Raw genomic sequence first — 22415 nt, forward strand, 5'->3', positions numbered from 1 at the left:
GTTTAGTTTGGGGTGGAATCTGCTTGTTGTGCTGATCTGTCTTCGTCCGTGGTTGTGTCATCATCACCGCCCGTGCTGTCGGCTGAGGGTTCGGTAGAAATGTTGGATGCATCGGTGACGATGTCATCGCCAGTACGTTCCTCTTTCAGCTGGTCTGCTGTGTGAACAACGTTGAGGTACGTGGGCCGTGCCCGGTGGTTCTGTTTGGGTTTGAGGACGTACCGTTCTGGGGCAAATCGGCGTTGAATAGCTGCTGGAGCCCATTCAACGGGCGTTTGCCCGTCCGGCGTTTCAACGATGACAACCCCGACAATGATGAACATCACAATGACAATGCCGAGACTGATGATGACTGGGATCTGCTTGATGAACAGGCTCGGGAGGACAACGACGAGCGGGAATGATCCGAGGACGAGAAGTTCGTCGAAGGACAACCCGAGGAACACTGTGGTGCGGAGGATGTCACCAGGGATTGGTACTGATTTCATGGCTGACTGGGCTCAGGTATGCCGATTTAATGGTATGAGACTTATAAGGGTTGGCCCGGGTGGGGTTTGTCTTGGGAAAGCAGAAACACCGAGAAAACTCCAACGTTCTTGCGTCACTTACCGCCGACCCACGTCTCTTCGACACTCTCAGACAATCCTGATTATCGGTTACCACTCCGGCGAGACACTGAGGAACTCGGCGTCAATTTCACCTGTGCGTAGTCCTCATCTTCACCGAGTCGGTCTTTTGCACTTTCGTGTGCCCCGGGGTCACTCGTGTTATAGTCTCTCCGCATACCGTTCTTAATGTCTACAGTGTCGCCTTCACTGAGATCTGGGGTTTGATAGTCTTCGCCATCGTCCCACGCGATCGCTTCGACTTCTTCACCATCTGCTGTTTCCAACGTTGCCTTCTCCCTTGCTACACCATCATCCCCAGTTGAGACATTCGTATTTTTGACTGTAGCGCCTTCCATGTCGAATGCTTCTCCTTCCTCAGCATCTTCTGGCGTATCTACAGTCCCGACGTGATTACTGCTTGCAGCATCTTCGAAGCGTTCACCACCATCTGTTCCGCCTCCGCTACCACTTCCGCCTCCGCTACCACTTCCACCTCCGCTACCACTTCCGCCCGGTGTACTTCCCCCGCTCTGACTACCTGAACTACTATATACCGTGTCTGAAAGCGGGTTGTCGTACGCGTTTCTCAGAGCTTCCCGGTCAGCCTCTTGACCTTCGGGGCGGGCAGTAGGACCACTATGAGCATTGCCATTGAATGTTTCCACCATCTCATCTTCATCCATCCCGCCAAATTCCTCAACAGGCCCACGATCAGATTCCATTGGTTCTTCCTCATCTTCAAACATCTCGTCTTCATCCATGACTTCCTCATTTTGATCGTAAGGGTTCCCAGGATTCATTCGGTCTTCCAGATCGACGTCAGTTTCCCCAAATCCGGTTTCAGCTTTCGGATCACCTCCGTGAAGATCGCCGGAACGCAATCGTCTAGACTCAGAGCGAAGATCTTCGTCAACGGGAGCTTGCGCACCTTCCGGACCGCCGTGCTGTTCTTCCCATCCTTCCCCGTCGCGGTCATGCTGTCCGTAGATGTCGTGCCCACCGATATCCTTCTCTGGGCCGCCAGCGTGCGGGACTTGATCGGCGACTGTCTGCGGGACTTCACCTTCGTCATATCCCAGACTCTCCGCAGTCACCCCATCTGGAAGGTCTTCCTCGTCGGCTTTTGGCTTGAAAAAGTCTATCGATTGCCGCTTGTTGATGTTCTCCTGACCGGACGACGCTACAAGTCCGCCGTACGTTTCACCAGCACTTTTGAGTTTGCTGGCGCCGTCAGAGAGCGCGGTGTAGGCCTTTTCGCCTTTGGATTTATCTTCCCACGAGGTTTCCTCACCGAAATTGGTGATTCCGTTGTCTCCACTTTCTCCACGGAGACTCTCATGGGTGTCCTGCATTTTCCCCTTAATGTTGTCGCCGGAAATCCCCTGCATCCAGTCTTGCCCAGTCTTGTCAGCGACCGCGTCACGAGCTTGTGCAAGTCCATGACTGGCCTGTTCACGTAGTGGAACAGTATCATCGATTTCATCCATACTGACAGAGTTTGGCTGCTGGGCGCCATCATTCATCATTCCGCCGCCACCAGCTTCTGCGCCAGCACCAGTTTGTACACCATCACCGCCACCAGCCATCGCACCTCCACCTGACTGGTTTGACTGCGGCAAGGATGCGTCCGAACCACCAGTACCGACTGGCGGATCACCACTCCTTCCTTGCCGAATGCGGCTGGCTGCACCGCTAGCACCACGCGCACTGATTAGCATCCCAAGCCCACTCACTGTGACAGCAATCGATAGCCAGACACTTCCGAAAAACGAGAAAATTCGGAAAAGGCCGCTGAGACCCTCATTACCGTTAGCAAAGGTTCCACCAGCAGTCTTGTCTGCGGCAACAGCTTCGCCGCTCCTGGCAAGGGTCTCTGCACCCACTGCCATGTCACCGCGAGCAATCCCTCCAGAGGCGATTGCGTCACCAGCAGCGAGAATCCCGGCAATAAGAATCCCCAACATCAGAAGCACTGCTGTAACCTTAAAGAACAGTTCAGCAAACATTTTCCCGTATTTCATTGGCCCGATATCTACAACCCACAGAGCAACAAACAGCGGGAACAGGCCGTACATTGCGTAGACAAGAAGTGTTCGCATGGAAAGAATTATCCAGAACGTGACGACTGTAGAGGCAATGCTCAGACCTATACTGAGAATAGCGGGAAGAACAGCCATACTGCTCGCTGCGGCGGCACCACCCCCAATAAGCCCGCCGCCAGTGAGAAGGGCATCAAGAAAACCACCAATGTTAATATTGTAGTTAGTTGGCATAATGTAGAGTCCGATAGAGTTCACCAAGCGGATGACGCTATTAAGCATCGGTTGACCGATAATGACGAGAATCAGGGCTGCAAATGTGCGTTCGCCAAAGCGATAGGGGTCTGCTTCGGAAGCATTTGGGAACAGTTGCATAACAGCGAGGTAGCTTAACGCGGAAAGACTGAGAAGACTCACAAACAGGCCGCTACTCTTCTGGTAAAGCTCATCAAGACCCCCAACTGCTTTGGGTTGTTTAAAGAACAAGAATCGTTCTGTGATTTGAACGAATGTGTCCAAGAATAACCCCATGAGGGCATCGGTGATCCCGTGAGCAAACTCATCGACGAGCCATGAAAATCCATCCTGTAACGCCCCGAGAATCGGGAGTAAGGGAATGACTGGAAGGTGAAAGCCGTTTCCAAGGAGGGGGATGAGTCCATACATACTTTAGATTCGGTGTTTGGTTCCCAGCGGTAGCGAACGCTTCGGTGTGGTTAGATTGAGTGGTCTGAAATACTTAAAATTTGGTTGGGGTTCTGGGTTAGAGTAGATTACCGGCCGATGTCATATGTCCGCCACCAGTAATACCCCAACGCGATCGGGAAAGCCATGACCAAAGCAACGATCAGGTCATACGTCATTGTTAGTAGTTTTGACAACCCCATGTACGTTTTCGACGCTTGAACACCGCCAGTGAACACACAATCACCAGCATCACCAGCACAGGGTTGCTTCCACTCGTCTCCAGGTACCGTGACCTGAACGAACGCAGACGTGAGTCTCACGACAATTTCTCCATCAGCGTTTGTTTTAGCCGTAGACTTGTTTGTCCCGGAAAGTTTCACTTCCCGGTTCGAAAGTGGGTCCCCAGTTTTGTTATCGGTGACTTTAATCTTGACCTCTCTCTTTGCCACTCTCTCAAACTCGACGTTTGCCTCATGATACGGCACTCTTCGCGTGTCAATATCTGTGATTGGCTGACCATGTAACCCAATTAGGGTATCCACTTTTGATGGCGCAGCTGTAATCACGAGCTTATCATACGTCAACGGGACTTTTGTGGTTAACTGGATGTTGTCGGGAAGGGTTGGAGCGTTCCACTCATTTTCAACAGTCACATTTGTTCCTGTCCACCCACCCACGCGCGTTATTTCATCAACTGATTTTGGATTTGACGCTAGCACTGATGGGTCCCGTTTCGATGGATAGATCTTTGTTTTCAAAACGTGAGGGAAATGCGTTTTATACGTGTACGTGCTGTTCTTTTCATGGACTGTCGCCTGTTGGTACTGTTCGACCGTATAGGCACCCCACGTCGTCCGCATCGTTTTGTTATCTGTGATGACGATACGGCTCAACAGCATCCTGTTCATTAGTTCAGATGACGACACCGTCCCACCACTGTTAGGACCGTCAAGCTCTAAGATGAGATTCTTCTTATTTGGGCCAATATTGACGACAGTCTGATCCACATCCAGCTGTTGGTTCGTCGTGATGAGAACCTCCTCAGAATCACTAACTGTGACTGAAGCATTCGGATATCCTACGTTGACTTCTCTGTTAGTTACTGTCCAAGATCCCCAATTGGGAGATTCCCCGGCTCCGACATCACAACTGCTGGTACAGTCGCGTTTTTGGTCTTTTTCAACCTCAACAATCACCACTGTGATGTCTGCTTTCACAGTCAGATTGACGACATCGGTTGCTTGAGCATTATCTGACGCGTATCGCATGATACGACCGTCAGCACCACCTTTGGTACCAGCCTCAACTACTTTTTCTCCTTCTCCGATTTGAAGCGTGCGGACAATGCGTTTCTCTTCAATTTTATAGTTGTAACAGGTCCGTGTTTGCTTGTCCATGACTTTGTGTTGTTCATAGTCAGCACTCTCAATTTTTTCTCGAGGTTCAATCTTCGTGCCATTCTCATCGTATTCAGCGGGATCATATTCTGCATCGTCCACTTTATGACGCTCTTTATGAGAGTACGACTGCTTGTTGTTACAGTAACTGTCTGGCAATTTACTCCCGTTAATACGATAATCAGCGTAATTGAGAGCTTTCCCTTGATTAGCCATGAAGTAGGGATACTCATCCCCATCTCCTTTCTTGAATGCTGGCTGTCCACCGCCTATAACACCGAGAAACGTGATGTGGGCATCTCTGATTACATCGTTAGATTTGGTGTTTGGGGTGACTGGGAGTGTTTTTGATTTATCTGAGGACCAACCAACACTCTGTAGCCGGTCAGAGCGCAATTCCATGACTGTCTTGTTATTAACAACATATCCAGGGCGAGTAGACCCGTACCCAAGATCGGTTGCACGTGCGTACTCTGCCGGATCAAACGGCGAAGCACTCTGATCAACGTTTTCGTCTTTCTTCAATTTCCCTGTGTCAGCTGGATCATCGTCATTAGAGTGGAACAATCGATACTCCGGCGCTCCAGTGTTGTTACCAGTTACCGGTACTGAGTGTACACCAGTGAATAAAACACCCACTACAAGAAAAACGACGAAGGCTTTCAGGACGGTTTTAGTGTTGATATTGAGGTTTACCATTCCGGTCTCACGTAAACTTGGTATGTATCGCTACGTGTTGATTCTAAAGGATGAATGATGATTGTACAGAGGACAGTGCCTCATGTACCTGCGCGTTTCTGACGTGCGGTTGGCTTTACATTACCATGTTCGAAACGACCGTCACTGCACCCTTGATAATACCGGCACCGGCGAGTGCAATGAAGGTGTTCCGAATTCGTTTTCTACCCTGTTCGTCCTTCTCGACGCTGGACCCGGCAGTCATCCATTCTAGGAATCCGTATGCTCCGTTCGGCACTGCAACAGCAACGATGATGAGGATGACGAAGTCACCGATGTTTTGGATGTCGTTCTTGAGGTCCTGCTGCGTGGTGTTATTCGCAGCAGCAGCACTTGCAGTGAAGAGTGCTAGGACGAGTCCGATCACGAGGAGCATCCGGGTTGTGTCTCGTGATGGTGTGGCGGAAACCACTGTGTCTCGTGCTTGTGCGAACATTACATCTGAACGAAGTGGGTTGAATTATAAAAAGGTTAGCCCAGGGGAGGGTGGGAAAACGACCCCTCGCTATCAAACACACCAAAACTACCAAAGAACAGGAGTTATGAAATCAGCAGAAAGAACGCAACGAATGCCCCGGCAACCCTGCAATCAGAAGTCGTCGATCGCCATCTCAAAGTCTTCCCATTCAATCTCACTCGCGTCACGACCATACGCAGCATTCCGTGCAGCCTGATTCACAACAGCTTCAATGTCTGCTGCCACCACATCATCCGCCATCTCCGCCAGTTCTTTGATGTCGTTGTCATCGAGGGAGTGAGGTCGCCCATCAAGTTGCGCTTTGAAGATCTCGACGCGTGCTTTTTCGTCCGGCTCACCAACAAAGATCTCTTTGTCGATACGACCGTTCCGAGTTGCTGCACTGTCAAGATCGGCCCGTTTGTTCGTTGCGCCAACGAACAGAACCCGCTTACGGGCAGACTCCTGAAGGTGACTCAGGAACTCGTTCACAACTTTCCGGTCTTCCTCGTGACTATCCATCTGGCGCTCTGGGAGTACTGCGTCTAACTCATCGAGGAAGATCACAGCGCCACCGACCTCACCGGCCAGCTGCTCTGCCTCAGCAAACAGATCCCCGACTTTTTCGGCACTCTCATTCACCCACTTGCTGGTGATGTCGCTCCCACTCAAGTCCACAAACGGGTATCCGAGTTCTGTGGCAAGAGCCTTCGCCAAGTACGTTTTCCCAGTTCCTGGCGGACCATGCAGGAGCATGTTTGGTAACGGGATGTCGAACTTCTCAGCTTTCTCAGGCTCCTCCTTCATCGGCTTCACGATATCCTGCTGAATTTCCTGTTTGACGTTGTCCATCCCGCCGACATCGGTCATGTCCACATTAGTGCGGGACACCCAGTCGAATTGATAGTCGGTAAGGTCAACATCTTCCATACCCCTGATTTCCGTCTTTTCCGGCGCATCTACAGTGGAGTCCTGCTGAGTACTCTTACTGGTATTCGTGGAGGACGTGCTGGACTCAGTCTCTGCCTCACCAGGCATGTCTAAGTCCGTTTCTTGGGTGTTCTCACCATCAGACTCGTTTGTCTCCGGGGTGTGGCCGGAGTCAGGCAGATCTTCTAATTCGGTGGAAGAGTTACTCTCTGTTTCTTCATTGGCCGTCCAATCTGTACGCTCAGGTGGAGATTCATCAACGGATGCGACTTCTGTTGTCCGCGGAGTTGTCACTGCCGTCTGCCGTCCCGTTGCGGTCTCGGTATTGGATGGAGTCGCCGGCGACGTGTTTGAGGTGGTTTCAAGCGAATTGTAGCTCCCACCGGTGACAGTGAGATACGCGTACAGCCCAACGAATGCGGAGATTATGAGCGCTGCGGCGCCACCGTGGAGTTGGGTTGGGGAACTCCTTAGACTGATGCCTACAAGTCCAGCAAGAGACCGACTCTCCAAGGGGGCTGCCCAGACTGCTGTAAGGGCGATTGTGCCGATGATTCCACTGACACCGGCGAGACGTCGTCCATCTGGTGCGGTGAGCGCGTTTTCGAAGAGTGAGTCAGCTGTGGAGCTGACAACGATACTGGTGATGTAGAGCACTACAAGTCCAGTTGCGGTAAATGCACTTGCGGTGAGGATTCCCATGACTGACGTCATGGTTGCTGTCGTGAGTGACTGGTAAACCGTGGAGCCTGCTGCGAAGGTGATGATGGAGATGACCCCTGTAGCTAGGAGGGCATACCCCGTATAGAGGCTCACGAGAGTGCCACTTGTCTGGTCTTGGCTGGTGAGTGTCATTGGTTTGGGGCGGGGTGGGTGGTTGACGTGCGAGCGAGGGGGGTAGGCGATGGTTGTTGTGGAGTGGGAGGGCTTCGGTTCAAGGTGTGGAATCTGGTTTTGGGTTCTTCCATCGCCTTAAGTGGGACTAATCCCTGGGGAGTATAAAAGAATAATGCCAAGAGTGTGATAATTCGCCCGGGTCTTCTCTAAGAAAAATCGAAAATCCTGCACAAGCCCCGGGAGCGCATTGAACAACAGGAACGTAAACAACTAGTCAATTCCATCCGCGATACTTTACCGAGAGTTAAAACAAGCCCTTGAGACTAACTTCCACCCGCGTTACTCTCCGACGGACCGAACCTCTACGTTCCCACTACCGTCCCCTGAGGATTCATCGTCACTCTCTTCACTATCTTCAGAGTCCTCGTCGACGTCTTCATTCTTGCCCTCAGCAGAACTTTCAGCATCTTCATCCTCATCAGAAGTTCCCGCAGTACTTTCTTCGTCTTCTCCACTCAGGTCAATGTCAATCCTCGACCCTTCACCGTGAGTTTCTTGATTCTCTTCACCAACGTCTGTACCACCATCAGTAGCAGATTCTTCGCTCCCATCACCATCAGCACTATCGTTTCCTGCGATTTCATCAACTTCAGTACGAGCTTTCGGCAGTGAGGACGTCAACTCGGATGTCTGTTCATAGATCTCATTCAGATCATCAACCACCTGCTGGACATCCCGAATCTCTGCCTCTAAGTCTTCCCCATCGGGAAATGCATCAGCACGATCGCCTATAACGTACCACTTCTTGGCTTCACTCACTGCTTCAGCCGCACCATCGATGTCGAGTGTGTTTTTCAACCCATTGAGAACACCGAGTATGTTGTCTGTATCAACCTCCCAAATTTCGTTGGCCTCTGGAATGGCTTCACGAGCGTCAGCAAGATTGTTTTCAACTTTTTCACGCACATCTTGAGATGCTTCATCGAACAATGCCTCTGAGTCAAATTCCTCGTCAGGCATATCTCAATGTGGTGCTTGGACGGGGTTATAAGTTCGGCATTTCATAGCTGGCCGAGGCGGACACTACACAGCTTTGACCCGAGTAATTCACTGGAGGAATCCGCCTGTTCGTGACATAAACTGGTCATAGAGATGTTTGCTGCAATGACCTTTGACTCTGGAAACGACTATCTTGTTGCACGGATGTGTTGAGCAGGTTCCGACTCACGGCCGCTTGCCAATGCATACTGTTTCGCTTCTTGGAATGAAGACACCGAAATAACTCGGATGCCATCGATTTCCAGACTTTGCCCGTATGGGACCAGGAAGACATCGTATCCAGCCTCACGTGCTGCTACCGCTTTCTCACGGACGTGCGTCACGCGTGTCACCTCCCCATCTTTTGTGAGCCCGCCTGTCATCACAACACCGTCTTTCAGTTGAGTGTCTTCACTTGTCGCAGTGATGGCCATTGCTGTGGCCAACCCTGCGCTATTCCCACCGACATTCTCCCAACTCTCCGGGGTGTCCACAGAGATTACAACCCCCTCCAGTACTGGCGCAGATGTTGAGTTGTAAGCTACTTTATGCGCGATTCGGAATGATTGTTGCGTGAGCACATCATAAGTCACCTCTTGCGTATCGGTATAGATTCCATCACCAGCAATAGTGACGACATGGAACGGTACGATGACACCTTCCCGTGCCGTAGTATCATAGGCGAGCGCCGGGACGGTTACACGTCGAGAAGAAAATCCGGCGTTTGACCCGTTGGAGACATTTGTCGCGCCGACAAGTTGCTCTTGAATGTGATTTTGCGTCGTCTGAACCTCAGTGACGTTACGGTCAAGAGAAGAGACATTCGTGTAGATTGCAGAGGTCCAGCTGAGATTAATGATGACGAGCCCTACAAGTATCAACATTATCAGCCGATTTCTATCCATCATCACATGGTATCCAAGACTCCTAAATAATCCCTCGCCCCGTAGCACAGACACCACACCACTTTTTGGATGAAAGAAATCGGTTTCATATCTACACCACACACTTTCACAGTATGATGAGCGGATTCACGGGCCTTTTTTAGGCCTGATTTACTATGAGGCGACGCAATGGAATCACGCCAAACAACCATCACTGACGACCAAGGCATTGCGGAAGAGCTTGCTGAGGATCAGCAAGAAATCTCTATTGCCGAGTTCTTCGACCAGAACCGGCAGATGCTTGGTTTTGACTCCGAAGGGAAAAGCCTCGTCACCTCTGTTAAAGAGGCTGTAGACAATGCTCTCGACGCCTGTGAAGAAGCGAACATTCTCCCAGAAATCCATGTGACCATCGAGAAAACTGATGATGGGTACTACCGGCTCATCGTCGAAGATAACGGTCCTGGCGTTACCCGTGAGGAAATCCCGAAGATTTTCGGAAAACTCCTATATGGGAGTCGATTCCACTCTCGCGCACAGACACGCGGTCAACAAGGTATCGGGATTTCTGCGGCAGTCATGTACGCACAACAAACGAGTGGGAAACCTGCGAAGATCACCAGCCAAGCAAAAGGCAGTGACACAACGCACTACTACGAGCTCATCATCGACACGGATACGAACGAGCCCGACATCAAACGTGAAGAGAAAACGGAGTGGGAACACGGGCATGGGACACGCATCGAGATGCAGATGGAAGGCAACATGCGAGCCCGTCAACAACTCCACAGCTACATCAAATATACCGCAGTCACGAATCCGCACGCCCACATTGAATTCACTGAGCCGAAAGCAGAATTCAACTTTGAACGTGCTACCGACGAACTCCCACCTGAGACCGAGGAAATCCCACCACACCCACATGGCATCGAACTCGGCGCACTCCAGTCACTCCTCGAAGTCACGGATTCCTACTCAATTTCCGGGTTCCTGCAACAGGAATTCACCCGAGTCGGAGAAAAAACCGCAGATAGCATCGTCACCGAGTTCAAAGACCGGTACTACGGGCGTGCTGCCAAATGGTCACCACCCACCGACACAGTCGGCGTGACCACCAACGGGACAATCACACCCTCTCCTGACTCGGATGCCGTCGCTGCAAGCACAGAAGAACAACAAAACGCCGAGTCTAGTGTCAGAGAAAAACCACTGAAAGAGGTTATCAGCGATGTGGTACGGAACAAAGCCGCTGAGGAAGTAAACGACTTCACAGACACGCTCGTCGCAGAGATCACAGCCACTGACGCCGTGTCCTACGACGATGTGTCTGAGATCGTCACAGAGGCCGCTGAAGCTGTCGAAAGCGGATTCGGTACGCGGTTTGGATCCACAGTCCGCGAGAACGCGGCTGACGTCATCTGGGAGACTATCATTGCTCAACGTCGCAATGACCTCCAAACCATCGTCGACGATGTCACCACGAAACGCAAATCTGACGCCGTCATCGCAACGATTGCAGACGAAGTAGACACGCAATTCAACGCAAATGCTGGGCAGCACAACCGTGCCACTCGCAAGGAACTCCGCGAATACGTGGATGCCGCTGCTGATAAAGCAGAATCTGCCCACGAGAAAAGTGTTGGTGCCACCGCACGGGAGAACATCACTACAGCCATCTGGGAGCGCATGACGACCGTGCCTAATGAACCGCCAAAACTCCGTGACATCCAGGGCAGCCGCGACACGGAAAGTAACCTCTTGGACGCGATGCACGCAACAGATGTTCGCGCCCCTCCAAGCAACTGCCTCGCACCCATCAATCCAGAGAAACTCGAAGCCGGGCTTCGTGAAGTCTACGACGCGGACTTCTACGCCACAGCCACCCGCGACGCTTCTGTGCATGGTGGGGACCCATTCATCGCTGAAGCTGGCATCGCTTACGGCGGTGATCTCGCAGAGAATGGCTCTGTAGAAACACTGCGGTTCGCTAATCGAGTGCCTCTCGTGTACCAGCGTGGCGCCTGCGCCATCACTGATGTCGTCGAAAACATCGGGTGGCGGAACTACGGACTCTCTCAGTCCGGCGGCACCGGTCTTCCCCAAGGCCCCGCCGTGATTGTCGTGCACATCGCATCCACGAACGTCCCATTCACCAGTGAAAGCAAGGACGCCGTCGCAAACGTCCCGGAAATAGAAGACGAAGTTGAGCTAGCGATTCGTGAAGCCGCACGCGATCTGAAATCCTACTTGAACGAGCAGAAATCAATCGCCAAACGCAAGCAAAAACAGGAAGTTATCAGTGACATCCTCCCGGAGCTTGCAGGCAAAGCAGCAACTATCGCAGGCGGGACTACTCCAGACGATACGCGGTCACGAGCCCGAATCCTCAACAACCTCTTCGTCACCACTGACGACGATACACTCCGGCTCGAAAACTTCGATAACAGTTCTAAAATCACACCAAAACTCACCATCAACACCACCGCGAATGTCGGATCCAACGAGGATACCGACATCACCACTACGCCTGAAGGCGTAACCTGGACCCCGACTGTTCCAAGCGGCGGTCAAGCCACACTCTCTGTCTCCACACTGGAAGACATCACACTCACTGGCGTCTCAGAAGCTAAAGTCACCACAAGCATAGAAACCCTCACCGTGCGAGAGGATCACGGCGCTGCTGACACTGACCGTGACCGCGCTGCTGTCGAACAAACTGGGTAACTCCCTCGTCGGATTTCACCTCGAGGGGTTCTCCTCACACCTCCGCAACACCCCCGTTTGCTCATGAATCTTTGATTTCGAGTAGTTCACAGTCGAATACGAGACGGGATGTCACCGGTCCGTGACGTCAACGACAAACTTGCTCATGTGAAGATAAAATCCAGTATCTTCTCCAGCACCCACCGTATCATCAGTGTAATATTCTAACACCACTGTGTTCGTACTTGCAGTGTACGTCACTTCTGCTGCTCCAGTATCGAATGTCTCGTTGAAGTACGTACTCCATGCTTGCGCATACTCAGATTGAATCTCCACGCGCAATCCTCCGTCTGCTGGAATCCACAGGCTACCGTACAGTTTTTCTTCACTTCGAGTGTTGTTTTTCGTGATTCGGACTGAATGCAGCAAATTCGCACGGCCTTCAATAATCAGAATTGGGAAATTCACCGAAGTGGATCCTCTGAGCGTTTTCGGTGACATTGCCGGGTCTGAGACAACGGTCATAGATTGATCTTCATAGTTAGCAAACACACCACCGCCTTGGTACCCAACACGGTTTTTCTGGTCCCGGTATTCAACCACGCCCAACGACCGATTCAAAATCGTGTGCTGCCCGGTAGAGTTCATGACTGTCACATTGATGTTCCCCCGATCACCGCGAACAACAATATTCCCACCATTCCGAATCCGGTCAGTCCGCAAATCCACAACCGTTTCTGGCGCATTGGACTGCGTGACCTTATTCACGCCACCACTAACGCGTTCCAATTCGTTTTCTGCCGCTTTCGTACTTACCTCGCTTGTACTGTCTTGGAATCCTGCATGGCCAAAGTACCCGATCGCAGTCAACCCTAAAATCACAACTGCCGTAATGAGTATAACTCCGATTGATGAGGATTGACCACGGGTTTCGTTAGTGAATGCATCCATTACTTGGAAAAACTGGGCACACCCTCTTAAGCCCAAGCCACCACAGACCATGCTTCACGACATGAAAGAAACCACAGCATGAAACTGAATCTCCCGGCATTTATCCCGAACCAACCATAACCTCGGTGTGTATGCCTCAAGAAGATCTTGAAGACTTGCCTGGCGTCGGGCCTGCGACCGCAGAGAAACTCCGAGACGCTGGCTACGATTCTTTCCAAGAAATAGCAGTGCTCAGCCCCGGCGAGCTCAGCAACGAAGCTGATGTCGGAGAAAGTAACGCGCAAAGCATCATTAGTGCTGCGCGTGATGACGCTGACATCGGTGGGTTTGAAACCGGTGAGCAAATCAAAAAACGGCGCGATCGGATCGGGAAACTCAGCCTGCAAATCCCTGACGTTGATTCACTGCTCGGTGGCGGCGTTGAAACGCAAAGCATCACCGAAATCTACGGCGAATTCGGCGCCGGGAAATCTCAAGTCACTCACCAACTCTGCGTCAATGTCCAACTCCCAACTGAACATGGGGGGCTTGAAGGCAGTGCAATCTTCATCGACAGTGAGGACACGTTCCGTCCAAGCCGCATTGACGACATGGTGCGGGGACTGCCTGAAGACGTCCTCGAGGACACTCTCGAACAACGCGGCATCCTCGGTGACCCAACAGAAGACAGCACACTAGACTCTCTTGTCGAAGACTTCCTTGACAAAATCCACGTCGCCAAAGCATTCAACTCCAACCATCAAATCCTCCTTGCAGAAAAAGCAGACGACATCGTTAAAGACTACGAAGACGGGGAGTGGCCTGTCAAGATGGTGGCAGTGGATTCTCTTACTGCGCACTTCCGCGCAGAGTACGTCGGCCGGGGTGAACTTGCTGATCGACAACAGAAACTCAATAAACACCTGCACGACCTCGTCAAACTCGGCGACCTCCACAACACTGCCGTTGTCGTCACTAACCAAGTCGCTGCCAATCCCGACTCCTTCTTCGGCGACCCAACCCAGCCCATCGGCGGCAACATCCTCGGACACACGTCCACATTCCGTCTTTACATTCGGAAGTCAAAGAAAAACAAACGCATTGTCCGTCTCGTCGACGCTCCAAACCTTGCAGACGGTGAAGCCGTCCTCCGCGTCAAAGACGAGGGTCTCAAACCCGAATAATCCTGAAGCACTGGATTTCTCGGGTACTGACTTCTACCCCCTGCACAGAGCCGTTCGTTGAGAGACTTAATCAAAGAATTTGGCTTGAAACCGTGTGCTGAGATTTGCACTACGAGTCTTTGGATAACTCGACAGAAATTTCGGTGTATTGGATGTACACCGTCTCTGTCTCGACTGTTGCATCAACAGTCTCTGGAACATTGTCACTATCAGACCCATCTCGGACTTGGACATTGGTGAAGCCAGATTCACGGAAAAATTCTGCCCAAACCTGAACACGTTCTGGGGGAATACTGGAGACAGTGATGTTCACAGTTGTCGTTGCATCTGGACTCCCGGAAGCTGTTCTGTAGACGGTTTCTGTACTCTTCCGTGACCGTGAGCCAGTTACGTACAGTTTCCCGGTGCCGCTCATCCCAACTGAAGGAGGAGACGCATCAGCGCGTTCTGTTGCTGGGAGTGTGATAGCAGTCCGGCTTGGTGACACGGTCATGTGCGGAGTCTTTCGGAGTCTGGACTCCGAGCTCGGATCCGAGTACTGCTGAGCGATGAGGCCAGCTGTGTAGACGAATTTTGTGTCTTCTTTAGGGAGGTCATAGACAATTGGGCGTGCAGTGACAACGACCGCGTCACTCCCTGTGAGATCAACATTCCCACCAGAGGCAGTTATGTTAATCACAGTGTCATCAAGTGTCTGGTTCTGGGTATATGACTCAAACCGGATGGTGTTATCCACGGCTTGCATTTCGACTTCACGGTAGGGCGCACCCTCACTAGCAATGTCTGTGAATTCATTTCGGAGTTCACCCATGTTAGACTCAGCTGCTGACACTGCGCTGTTGTCGCTGACACTACCAAGCACGTTGACGCCCATGACGAATACTCCCAATCCGCCAATAACGACTACCCCAAGGATGATGAAAAATCCGAGAGGGTACGATTGGCCACGGTTAGTATTAGATGAGGTCTCTGTGAGTGATGTTGTGTTCTGATTGTCGGGTGGCGACTTAGGACGTGTCATGAGTTAGGATCAGTTTCAATCGAGATGTGTGTGCTCGCAGTGTTTTCGTGCCGGGCAAGATACACGGACCCAGCTTGGAACGTCTTGCTTTCGATCGTTGTCTCCCCACCGAGGGTGAAATCTACAACTTCAGTGGCTTCACCGTTGTTTGTCTGGAGGATTATACACGAATTTGAACATGGATCACCAGTCGCGTCTGATTCGTTTATCACCTGTATTTTGTAGTATTTCCCGTTTACTTGGGGTGGGAGTGAAACAACAGTCCCAATCTCTCCAGTTGCAGCACTACCTCGTACAAGACGGTCAACGTCCATAATACTCTGTGAGAATTGTTGCCCGGTTGTCTCGAGGCTATTTTCTGTTGATGCCTGGGTAGTGGATGTCATGAAAGCGGAAGCACCCATACTGACGGTTACCATGATAACAAGAAAAACTGAGAGGTTCAAAATATAGCTCACCGGGCTTGAAACCCCACGAGTGTCATCGAAGAGGCTCATTGGTGTCTACTCTATCGTATTGTCTTGATTGACTTAAGGGATACCCCGAGGGGTGAGAACAACGAAAGAAAAGACAGCAATGAAAACCGGCTGACAGGGCGGCGATAGTCGTGATTTTCTCACCAGGAAACAAAGAACGTCAGATGAGAGAAAGTCTCAAGCCCGCCAGAGGACAAGACGAATCTTGATTGTATTGTACCGCGCATTCCCAGGTTCGGCATCCGGCGCAAAATAGTCACTTCCGGAGCCTTGGTCGCATCCGTTACTGTCCGATGCCAATTCACCAAGCGTACATCCGTCACCATCATCTGACGTGTATGTTTCCGCAGGTACATCTGAGTCATATAGTGTGACTGTCTTCGTCACGATTACTGCATCTTCACCAGGCACACCTTGATACACAACACGCTGAGTGTTTGTGCCTCCACCGCCAGTTTCGTAGAAAGCGATCATATTGTACGCAATGTTTTCACTCGTAACCACCTCATTCAGCGCTGGATATAACGGAAACCCATAGCTTTCCTGCACCACAGTGTAGTGTTCGCTTGAAGGACCCGCCTTAGATGAATTAATGAACCGACCGTCTTCATCGGGGCCTTCATCCGAGTCAACAGTGGCATCCCAGTACAACAAGGAGTCTGCTAAGTCACCTGTCGCAAACGACGACGATAGTACGTCTCTCCCTGACTGCGTCAGCTGACTTTGCATAAACTCGTCTTGTGATCCCTGTTCCGATGCGGGCAATGCATCGATAGTGAATGTGAGTGCTGAGAACAACACGAGAATCGCAAGGACAGCTTCTAACGTCCACTGAAGACCTCGGTCATCTCTACGGAGGTTGCTTATGAGTGTTGCAATCGGAGGTTTGTCATCTGTCGCTTTATTCTGGTCTGTTGTCGATGATGAGTGATTGCGTTTCATAACTAGCTCCACACTCTGATAACGACAGTGAAGTACTCACGATCCCCGTCACCATTGGAATCGTACGTTACGTGTCGAGTGAACGTTGTCACTCCGCCTTTCTCTGGACGGGAAGGCCCGAGAGCATACGTATTCGCCGTGTCACTGCTGCCATCAAGACTCTGTGTCCAGACACGCCCCTTTTGCTCGAGTGTGACGTTAATCGTGTACCTGTTTGAGTGCGTTGAAACGCCCAGCATATGTCTCAGATATTCACTGTCTGGATCACTCGTATTCTGTAATGTGAGACTCGGGCAATCATACGTCTCGTCCTGCGTGAAAAACTTCGCTGTACACTCTGCATCTGGGAACGAATCCCCCGTGGAATTCAGCAAGACATCGTCAGCGACGCGTTCTGCGGACCGCTGTGCAACGTATTCTTCTGCTGAACCGCTAGATTCAGCCACAGTAAGAATCACTGATGAAGCAGCAAGGAACAACCCAATCCCCAACAGGAGGATGATCATCGCATTCATGAAATCGATTTGGGAGGCCTGTGCTCGCGTGGCATCTTGGAATAACCCCACACGGTCGGCTACCGAAGTCGAATCGTTAGTAGTGTTGCTTTGAGAGTCAAGATGTGGCTGGGACTGAGTCATAGTGCTGTGAGTGTATCTCGATCGATAGTGTAGTCCTGTGTTCGTGAGGTGCTCATATATGGATTAGGGGGTTAGAGTAGAGCCATGACACCGCCCCAAATTAGCACGGCGACGAGCATGTAGGCCAGCATGTACTTGACGCCGCTGTGCAGTTTCCCGGTCTGCATATACCCGGAGATGTACCCAGCACAGATACCCTGAATCACGGCCGCGTGGAAGTACAGCATTTTTAGGAATGCTGGATCCACACTATCGAAATCTCCGAGAGCAGCCTGACTGCTTTCGGACCCGCCAATAACTTTCACCATCCGCTGCACGAAGAATTCCTGGAGGATCAACATCACACCAAGGAACACAAGGAACGTGACAGCGATAATCACAACCTGCACACGAGTCCGTGATACGCGCTCTCGAAGGAGTTCGTCCTGGTTTTCGGAGACCTCTGCTGCGGTCTGAAGCACATCTGTGATGTGACTACTGGCTTCCTGTGCCTTCTGGACGAGTTTCACTGTTCGCGCAAGGCGCGGGATTTTGTACCGGTTGTTGAATTCTACTAACACCGGTGACAGACTTGTCCCGAACTTCACGCGTTTGTAGATATTCCGGAACTCTCGTCCGAGCAGTGACGGGTTATCTTCACCGGTGATCCGGATGGCTTCCAAGAGCGGCTGCCCTGTCTCGTTTGTGTTCGCAAGTTTCCGGAGGTCTTCCGTGAGCGTGTCTGTGATAACCCCGATTTTGCGCCGCTGCCATTCGTAGAATGCTGCGACCGGCAGTGCAGTCATGAATACCGGCACGTAAAACAGGTACAGCGTTTGCATGAACGCCTGATTTTTGATAGTCGTTGGGTTGATCGATGCCACATCAGCTGCGATTAAGAACGCAACAGTTAGACCAGCAATGGGAACGGTGAACCACAACGTCGTGAGCGGGTTCTTAGTGAAGAACCCCCAAGGATTCCGGATGACACCACCGATTTTGTGACGGAGTTCAAGCGATCGGAGGTCATTGAAGATGGTGGCTGTCTCTTCGGCGTTTGCATACGTGTCAACAACACCAAGATCGGTGATGCTACCTTCTTGACTCACCTCTGAGACAACACTATCGCTGGTATCAAGCGTCCCATTACCGACAGTGTCCTGTTTGGCGATGGCAATGATGAATCCGAAGAGGAGGTTGAGCAGGGGGAGAAGTCCGTACACCGTCAGCATCAGGAGACGCGGGTACGGGTTCCCGAGGAGTGCCATGATGATGAGAATAATAAGTAGCACCATTGGGAGAATTGACAGGCTCATATACATCTCTCCGAAAAATTCTAGCGTGTCGAGATGATTGCGCTGTTTCCGCCGAACCTCCTGCATATAGTACTCTTTCTGGTTTTCAAGGAACGCGGACATGTCACCACCAGAGTTGATGATGGAGAGCATGTCTACGAGGAATTTTGACAAGTCTTCACTTGGTGTTCCATTCGCAACGCTCTGAACAGCAGTCTGATAGTCCGTATTGAAGTACTTCATCTCCTGCGTGACACGCTGGAATTCGACGGCTGCCTCACCATACGTGTCTCGAGAGTCGGCAACTGCCTCGAAAATTTCCAGCTGATCCATCCCTCCCACAGAGAGAGAGTACATGAACGCAATCACGTCAGGCATCACGAGATTGATTTCCCGTCGACGGGAGTAAATCCGGAGTGACGGATAGAACGACGCTACGCCGATAGCGCCGAACAACCCGAATAATGCGCCAGACCCGCCCGCAATGACAATTGCGATCCCAGCTTTGAGTGCAGACCCAATAGCAATGAGCGCGTCCATCCAAGCAGTCTGGCTGAATGGAATCACCGAGTTTGGCGCTACGGGAAGAACTGCCCCTCCCTGATTCAGCAGGAAGTACATCATCCCGCCAAGCACGAGCCCGAGAATTGCACCAACAAACGTGCCAATAGCAAGCGCGCCAGACACGTAGATTTCAACTGGGCGGTTAATATTCGCTTTTGTGAGGCGTTTTTCGAGATTGCGAACGTACCGATCTTGCTTGTTGAAGAATTTCTGGTAGACGGGGTAGAAGAGCTCAGACACGGCAAGCAGAATCGACTGCTCAGTCGTCGAGTCATCATCTCTTTCCTCCCCGAGCTCAACAGTACTTGACGCGTCCGTAGGGTCAGAGCTGTAACTCATTGGTGATCACCCGAAGATGCTGAACCCACTATCATCGTCAGCATTTTCTTCTGTCTCAGTTTCTTCCGCATCCGGATTATCAGTACCCTCACCTTCTTGCGACGGTTCACTACTGTCGTCTGCTGCCTCTTCACCGTTTTCGGGACCGTCCCCATCTTCGGTTTCGTGTACAGCATCAACAGCACTTTCTTCATCCTCGTCACCGTCAACTAACTCGTCAGTAGAGTCGTCCTTGTCATTGCCAGCCTTGGCATTCGAAATGCTGTCTTCGACACCCGTGTTTTCATCTTCACCTTCCTCAACATCTCCATCGTCGTCTGCACCCTGGTCACTCGAAGAAGTGATGCTTTCTTCGTCGTGGTTCTCAGTGCTTGAAAGGTCATCATCTTCGGCGAAGACGTCTCTTATTGCTTTTTCATTTTCGTCGAATACGTCCTTCATTGACTCCTCGAAGTCATCGTCATCATCATCATCATCATCGTCACCAGGTTCCAGCTGAGGTTCCAGCACCGGTTCATCATCCGTACTGTCAGTCGGCTGCTCATTGACTGGCTCACTGGGACCAGTATCGATTTCGTCGAACTCATCAGCGAGCCCCTCACTAAGTTCTTCAGCGAGGTCCACGCTCGACGCGTTGAATTCATTGAGCAGATCTTGTGCGTCTTCGATGACGCGCTCACACTGCTCTCGGACTTCTGCACTGGGGTCAGGACGCGGAACGAGCTCTTCCTTTTCCGGGTTCACATTGATGTCAACGTTCTGCATCGATCGGAGGTTGTCAATGCGGTGTTTGAGTTCGTTGTCGCCGATGAGTGCAAGGATGGTTTCCGGATTGTTCATGTACGCCTGGAGTGTTGCAGCGACTCCAGCGTACGTGTTGAGACCTTCTCGGATGAGGTACGCAAGAACAATGCGGCGACGCTGCCATTCGGCATGGAAGTCAGCGTCACTCCATCCGCGTTCGCGCATGATCTCATCCATCAGGTCAGATGAGTTCTCTGCATTTTCTCGGAATTCGTCGGATTCAGCCTCCCACGAGTACACTTCTTCGACCGTGTAGTCGTCGTTTTTCGCGTTGTACTCGTCAATTTCAACGACAGATTGGGTCCGACGGACTCTGCGACCGTCAATATCCACAGAGGCCTGGATGCTGATGGCGTCAAGTGCGCCGAAGAGTGATTCAGCGACGTTGATTGGATCTGTCGTGAACCGGCGAATGACCTCGCGCGCGGAGTCCGCGTGGAATGTCGTATACGTTGTGTGACCGGTGTTCATCGCCTGGAAGAGTGTCCGGCCTTCTTCACCCCGAACTTCACCCATGATGATGTAGTCTGGGCGTTGACGGAGTGCGTCTTCCAACAGGTCGAACTCGTCGATCGAGCCTTGTTCGCCTTCTTGGAAGGATTCACGAGTCTTCGATGGAACCCAGTTCTTTTGCGGGATTTCTAGTTCGCGTGTGTCTTCGATAGAGACGATTTTGGCTTTGCTGGGGATGAACAGCGAGACGGCGTTGAGGCTCGTGGTTTTCCCTGACGCAGTCCCACCTGCAAAGATGACACTCTTGTTATTCTCGATGCACAGCCACATGTACACCATCTGATCTAAGGAAAAGGTCTGCCAGTTGATGAGGTCAACCGGTGTGAAAGGAACGTCCTTGAATTGCCGGATGGTGAAGTTTGTCCCTTTGTCACTCACTTCTGTGCCGAGGGTGAGCTGTGCACGGCTTCCGTCAGCGAGTGTCGCGTCGACGTTAGGTTGGCGTTTGGAAATGCCTTTCCCAGCGTTCTGAGCGAGTTTCGTTACGAATTCGTCGAGATCTTCCTCCGCGAATTCGATGTTAGTGATGATCTGTTCGTACTGCGTGTGGTAAACAAACACCGGTTGGTTGTAACCGTCGCACGAGATGTCCTCGATGTTGATGTCGTGCTTGATCGGGTCGATTGTTCCGTACCGGATGAAGTCACGAACGAGGTAGTACAGAATCTTCTGTACTTGTCTGTCATCCAGTTTTTCTAATTCCCCGGTTTCCTCGTCGCGCGGCGCAGGAATTGGGTCTACGCTCTCTTCACTTTCCATCGCCTGTTGATCAGCGCGTTCCTCGAGAATGGATGCGATGTATTCTTTCACCCGGTCACGGATACCGGCGTTTTCTGGGTTGAACGTGTCTTGGCTGATGAGGTTGTATCGTTTCATCAGCTGGATGGTCTCGTTACGGACCACTTCAGCACGGTCGTTTGGGGTGGCGTCAGCGCCCACTTTATCGTAGTTGATACTCAGCCGGAGTTTGTCGCTGAAGAATTCAACAAGCTCTCGTTCTGTATCAGAGAGTTTGGGTTCAACAGCGTAGTATCGGAGTTCTTGGTCGCGGGTGTTCCGGTAGATCACGATGTATGCGTAGGGCTTGTTCACCCAGTACCGTTCCAGTTCTTCCAGGAACGGCTTTTCTCCGCTCGGGACGGCATTCTCCAGGTCGGAGTGACCAACAAGAGTGTCCGCCCCGTCAGACATTGTGAAGAACTTGTCTTCATCGACTTCTTCCGGGACTGTCAATCGGTTCTGAGGGAGACTGTCAGATTGAGTGGTGCTCATAGTTGTGGGTGGAATTTCTGGCTGTTCTTATGGTCGTGCCCTGAGTGGTTTAAGGGTAAGGGCCGGTCACCGGGAATTCATCGGTCCGGTCTCCACCACAACCCTACCACAGACACCCGGTGTATTCATGCTATACTACT

The 22415-nt window shown here is 51.5% G+C and carries 16 protein-coding genes; 2 read left to right on the top strand and 14 right to left on the bottom strand.

What is annotated here, in order from left to right; all coding sequences use genetic code 11:
* Window positions 1-2: 2 nt before the first annotated feature.
* The 7 genes from QYL91_RS17760 to QYL91_RS17790 all read right to left on the bottom strand — a co-directional run bounded on the left by QYL91_RS17760 (window position 3) and on the right by QYL91_RS17790 (window position 9639).
* Window positions 3-488: a hypothetical protein gene (locus QYL91_RS17760; RefSeq protein WP_302083341.1), complete on the bottom strand. Its 486-nt coding sequence runs from the start codon at window positions 486-488 to the stop codon at window positions 3-5.
* A 161-nt stretch (window positions 489-649) separates the two neighbouring features.
* Window positions 650-3313, bottom strand: a complete 2664-nt coding sequence (locus QYL91_RS17765) for a TrbL/VirB6 family protein (protein ID WP_302083342.1) — start codon at window positions 3311-3313, stop codon at window positions 650-652.
* A gap of 107 nt (window positions 3314-3420) precedes the next feature.
* The gene (locus QYL91_RS17770) at window positions 3421-5430 is read right to left on the bottom strand and encodes a hypothetical protein (RefSeq protein ID WP_302083344.1); all 2010 of its coding nucleotides are present in this window, start codon (window positions 5428-5430) and stop codon (window positions 3421-3423) included.
* 115 nt (window positions 5431-5545) lie between these two features.
* Window positions 5546-5905, bottom strand: coding sequence for a hypothetical protein (locus QYL91_RS17775; RefSeq protein WP_302083346.1), 360 nt, complete (start codon window positions 5903-5905; stop codon window positions 5546-5548).
* Between the two features lie 153 nt (window positions 5906-6058).
* The gene (locus QYL91_RS17780) at window positions 6059-7672 is read right to left on the bottom strand and encodes an AAA family ATPase (RefSeq protein ID WP_302083348.1); all 1614 of its coding nucleotides are present in this window, start codon (window positions 7670-7672) and stop codon (window positions 6059-6061) included.
* 360 nt (window positions 7673-8032) lie between these two features.
* Complete coding sequence (locus QYL91_RS17785) at window positions 8033-8713, bottom strand: DUF5790 family protein (protein WP_302083350.1); 681 nt, start codon at window positions 8711-8713, stop codon at window positions 8033-8035.
* Between the two features lie 167 nt (window positions 8714-8880).
* On the bottom strand, window positions 8881-9639 hold the full coding sequence (locus tag QYL91_RS17790) for a S16 family serine protease (RefSeq protein ID WP_302083352.1): 759 nt from the start codon (window positions 9637-9639) through the stop codon (window positions 8881-8883).
* A gap of 165 nt (window positions 9640-9804) precedes the next feature.
* Between QYL91_RS17790 and QYL91_RS17795 the strand changes: the two genes are divergently transcribed.
* The gene (locus tag QYL91_RS17795) at window positions 9805-12339 is read left to right on the top strand and encodes a DNA topoisomerase VI subunit B (protein WP_302083354.1); all 2535 of its coding nucleotides are present in this window, start codon (window positions 9805-9807) and stop codon (window positions 12337-12339) included.
* Between the two features lie 111 nt (window positions 12340-12450).
* On the opposite strand, the gene QYL91_RS17800 is transcribed toward QYL91_RS17795, so the two are convergent.
* Window positions 12451-13269: a DUF7289 family protein gene (locus QYL91_RS17800; protein WP_302083356.1), complete on the bottom strand. Its 819-nt coding sequence runs from the start codon at window positions 13267-13269 to the stop codon at window positions 12451-12453.
* Between the two features lie 131 nt (window positions 13270-13400).
* On the opposite strand from QYL91_RS17800, the gene radA reads away from it, so the two are divergent.
* On the top strand, window positions 13401-14432 hold the full coding sequence (gene radA, locus QYL91_RS17805) for a DNA repair and recombination protein RadA (protein ID WP_302083358.1): 1032 nt from the start codon (window positions 13401-13403) through the stop codon (window positions 14430-14432).
* Window positions 14433-14541: 109 nt separating this feature from the next.
* On the opposite strand, the gene QYL91_RS17810 is transcribed toward radA, so the two are convergent.
* From QYL91_RS17810 to QYL91_RS17830, 6 genes are all read right to left on the bottom strand, one after another.
* Window positions 14542-15453: a DUF7289 family protein gene (locus tag QYL91_RS17810; RefSeq protein ID WP_465269221.1), complete on the bottom strand. Its 912-nt coding sequence runs from the start codon at window positions 15451-15453 to the stop codon at window positions 14542-14544.
* Window positions 15450-15950 (bottom strand): DUF7266 family protein, encoded by a 501-nt coding sequence (locus QYL91_RS17815; protein WP_302083363.1) that lies wholly within the window; start codon window positions 15948-15950, stop codon window positions 15450-15452. The genes QYL91_RS17810 and QYL91_RS17815 overlap by 4 nt, the downstream gene beginning before the upstream one ends.
* A 156-nt stretch (window positions 15951-16106) precedes the next feature.
* Complete coding sequence (locus QYL91_RS17820; protein ID WP_302083365.1) at window positions 16107-16871, bottom strand: DUF7288 family protein; 765 nt, start codon at window positions 16869-16871, stop codon at window positions 16107-16109.
* 2 nt (window positions 16872-16873) lie between these two features.
* Complete coding sequence (locus tag QYL91_RS18345; RefSeq protein ID WP_465269222.1) at window positions 16874-17509, bottom strand: DUF7287 family protein; 636 nt, start codon at window positions 17507-17509, stop codon at window positions 16874-16876.
* 71 nt (window positions 17510-17580) lie between these two features.
* A complete protein-coding gene (locus QYL91_RS17825) occupies window positions 17581-19686 on the bottom strand; it encodes a type II secretion system F family protein (protein WP_302083367.1) in 2106 nt (701 codons plus the stop codon).
* A gap of 6 nt (window positions 19687-19692) precedes the next feature.
* Window positions 19693-22194: a type II/IV secretion system ATPase subunit gene (locus tag QYL91_RS17830; protein ID WP_302083369.1), complete on the bottom strand. Its 2502-nt coding sequence runs from the start codon at window positions 22192-22194 to the stop codon at window positions 19693-19695.
* Between the last annotated feature and the right edge of the window lie 221 nt (window positions 22195-22415).

The sequence above is a fragment of the Salinibaculum rarum genome (assembly GCF_030505615.1).
Lineage (GTDB): Archaea > Halobacteriota > Halobacteria > Halobacteriales > Haloarculaceae > Salinibaculum > Salinibaculum rarum.

Bases quoted from the DNA above. Each gene is read 5' to 3' on its own strand.
- radA (WP_302083358.1), top strand. From the start codon at position 13,401: ATGCCTCAAGAAGATCTTGAAGACTTGCCTGGCGTCGGGCCTGCGACC.
- QYL91_RS17785 (WP_302083350.1), bottom strand. From the start codon at position 8,713: ATGCCTGACGAGGAATTTGACTCAGAGGCATTGTTCGATGAAGCATCT.
- QYL91_RS18345 (WP_465269222.1), bottom strand. From the start codon at position 17,509: ATGACTCAGTCCCAGCCACATCTTGACTCTCAAAGCAACACTACTAAC.
- QYL91_RS17825 (WP_302083367.1), bottom strand. From the start codon at position 19,686: ATGAGTTACAGCTCTGACCCTACGGACGCGTCAAGTACTGTTGAGCTC.
- QYL91_RS17790 (WP_302083352.1), bottom strand. From the start codon at position 9,639: ATGATGGATAGAAATCGGCTGATAATGTTGATACTTGTAGGGCTCGTC.
- QYL91_RS17815 (WP_302083363.1), bottom strand. From the start codon at position 15,950: ATGAGCCTCTTCGATGACACTCGTGGGGTTTCAAGCCCGGTGAGCTAT.
- QYL91_RS17795 (WP_302083354.1), top strand. From the start codon at position 9,805: ATGGAATCACGCCAAACAACCATCACTGACGACCAAGGCATTGCGGAA.
- QYL91_RS17820 (WP_302083365.1), bottom strand. From the start codon at position 16,871: ATGAAACGCAATCACTCATCATCGACAACAGACCAGAATAAAGCGACA.
- QYL91_RS17800 (WP_302083356.1), bottom strand. From the start codon at position 13,269: ATGGATGCATTCACTAACGAAACCCGTGGTCAATCCTCATCAATCGGA.
- QYL91_RS17775 (WP_302083346.1), bottom strand. From the start codon at position 5,905: ATGTTCGCACAAGCACGAGACACAGTGGTTTCCGCCACACCATCACGA.
- QYL91_RS17810 (WP_465269221.1), bottom strand. From the start codon at position 15,453: ATGACACGTCCTAAGTCGCCACCCGACAATCAGAACACAACATCACTC.
- QYL91_RS17765 (WP_302083342.1), bottom strand. From the start codon at position 3,313: ATGTATGGACTCATCCCCCTCCTTGGAAACGGCTTTCACCTTCCAGTC.
- QYL91_RS17770 (WP_302083344.1), bottom strand. From the start codon at position 5,430: ATGGTAAACCTCAATATCAACACTAAAACCGTCCTGAAAGCCTTCGTC.
- QYL91_RS17830 (WP_302083369.1), bottom strand. From the start codon at position 22,194: ATGTCTGACGGGGCGGACACTCTTGTTGGTCACTCCGACCTGGAGAAT.
- QYL91_RS17760 (WP_302083341.1), bottom strand. From the start codon at position 488: ATGAAATCAGTACCAATCCCTGGTGACATCCTCCGCACCACAGTGTTC.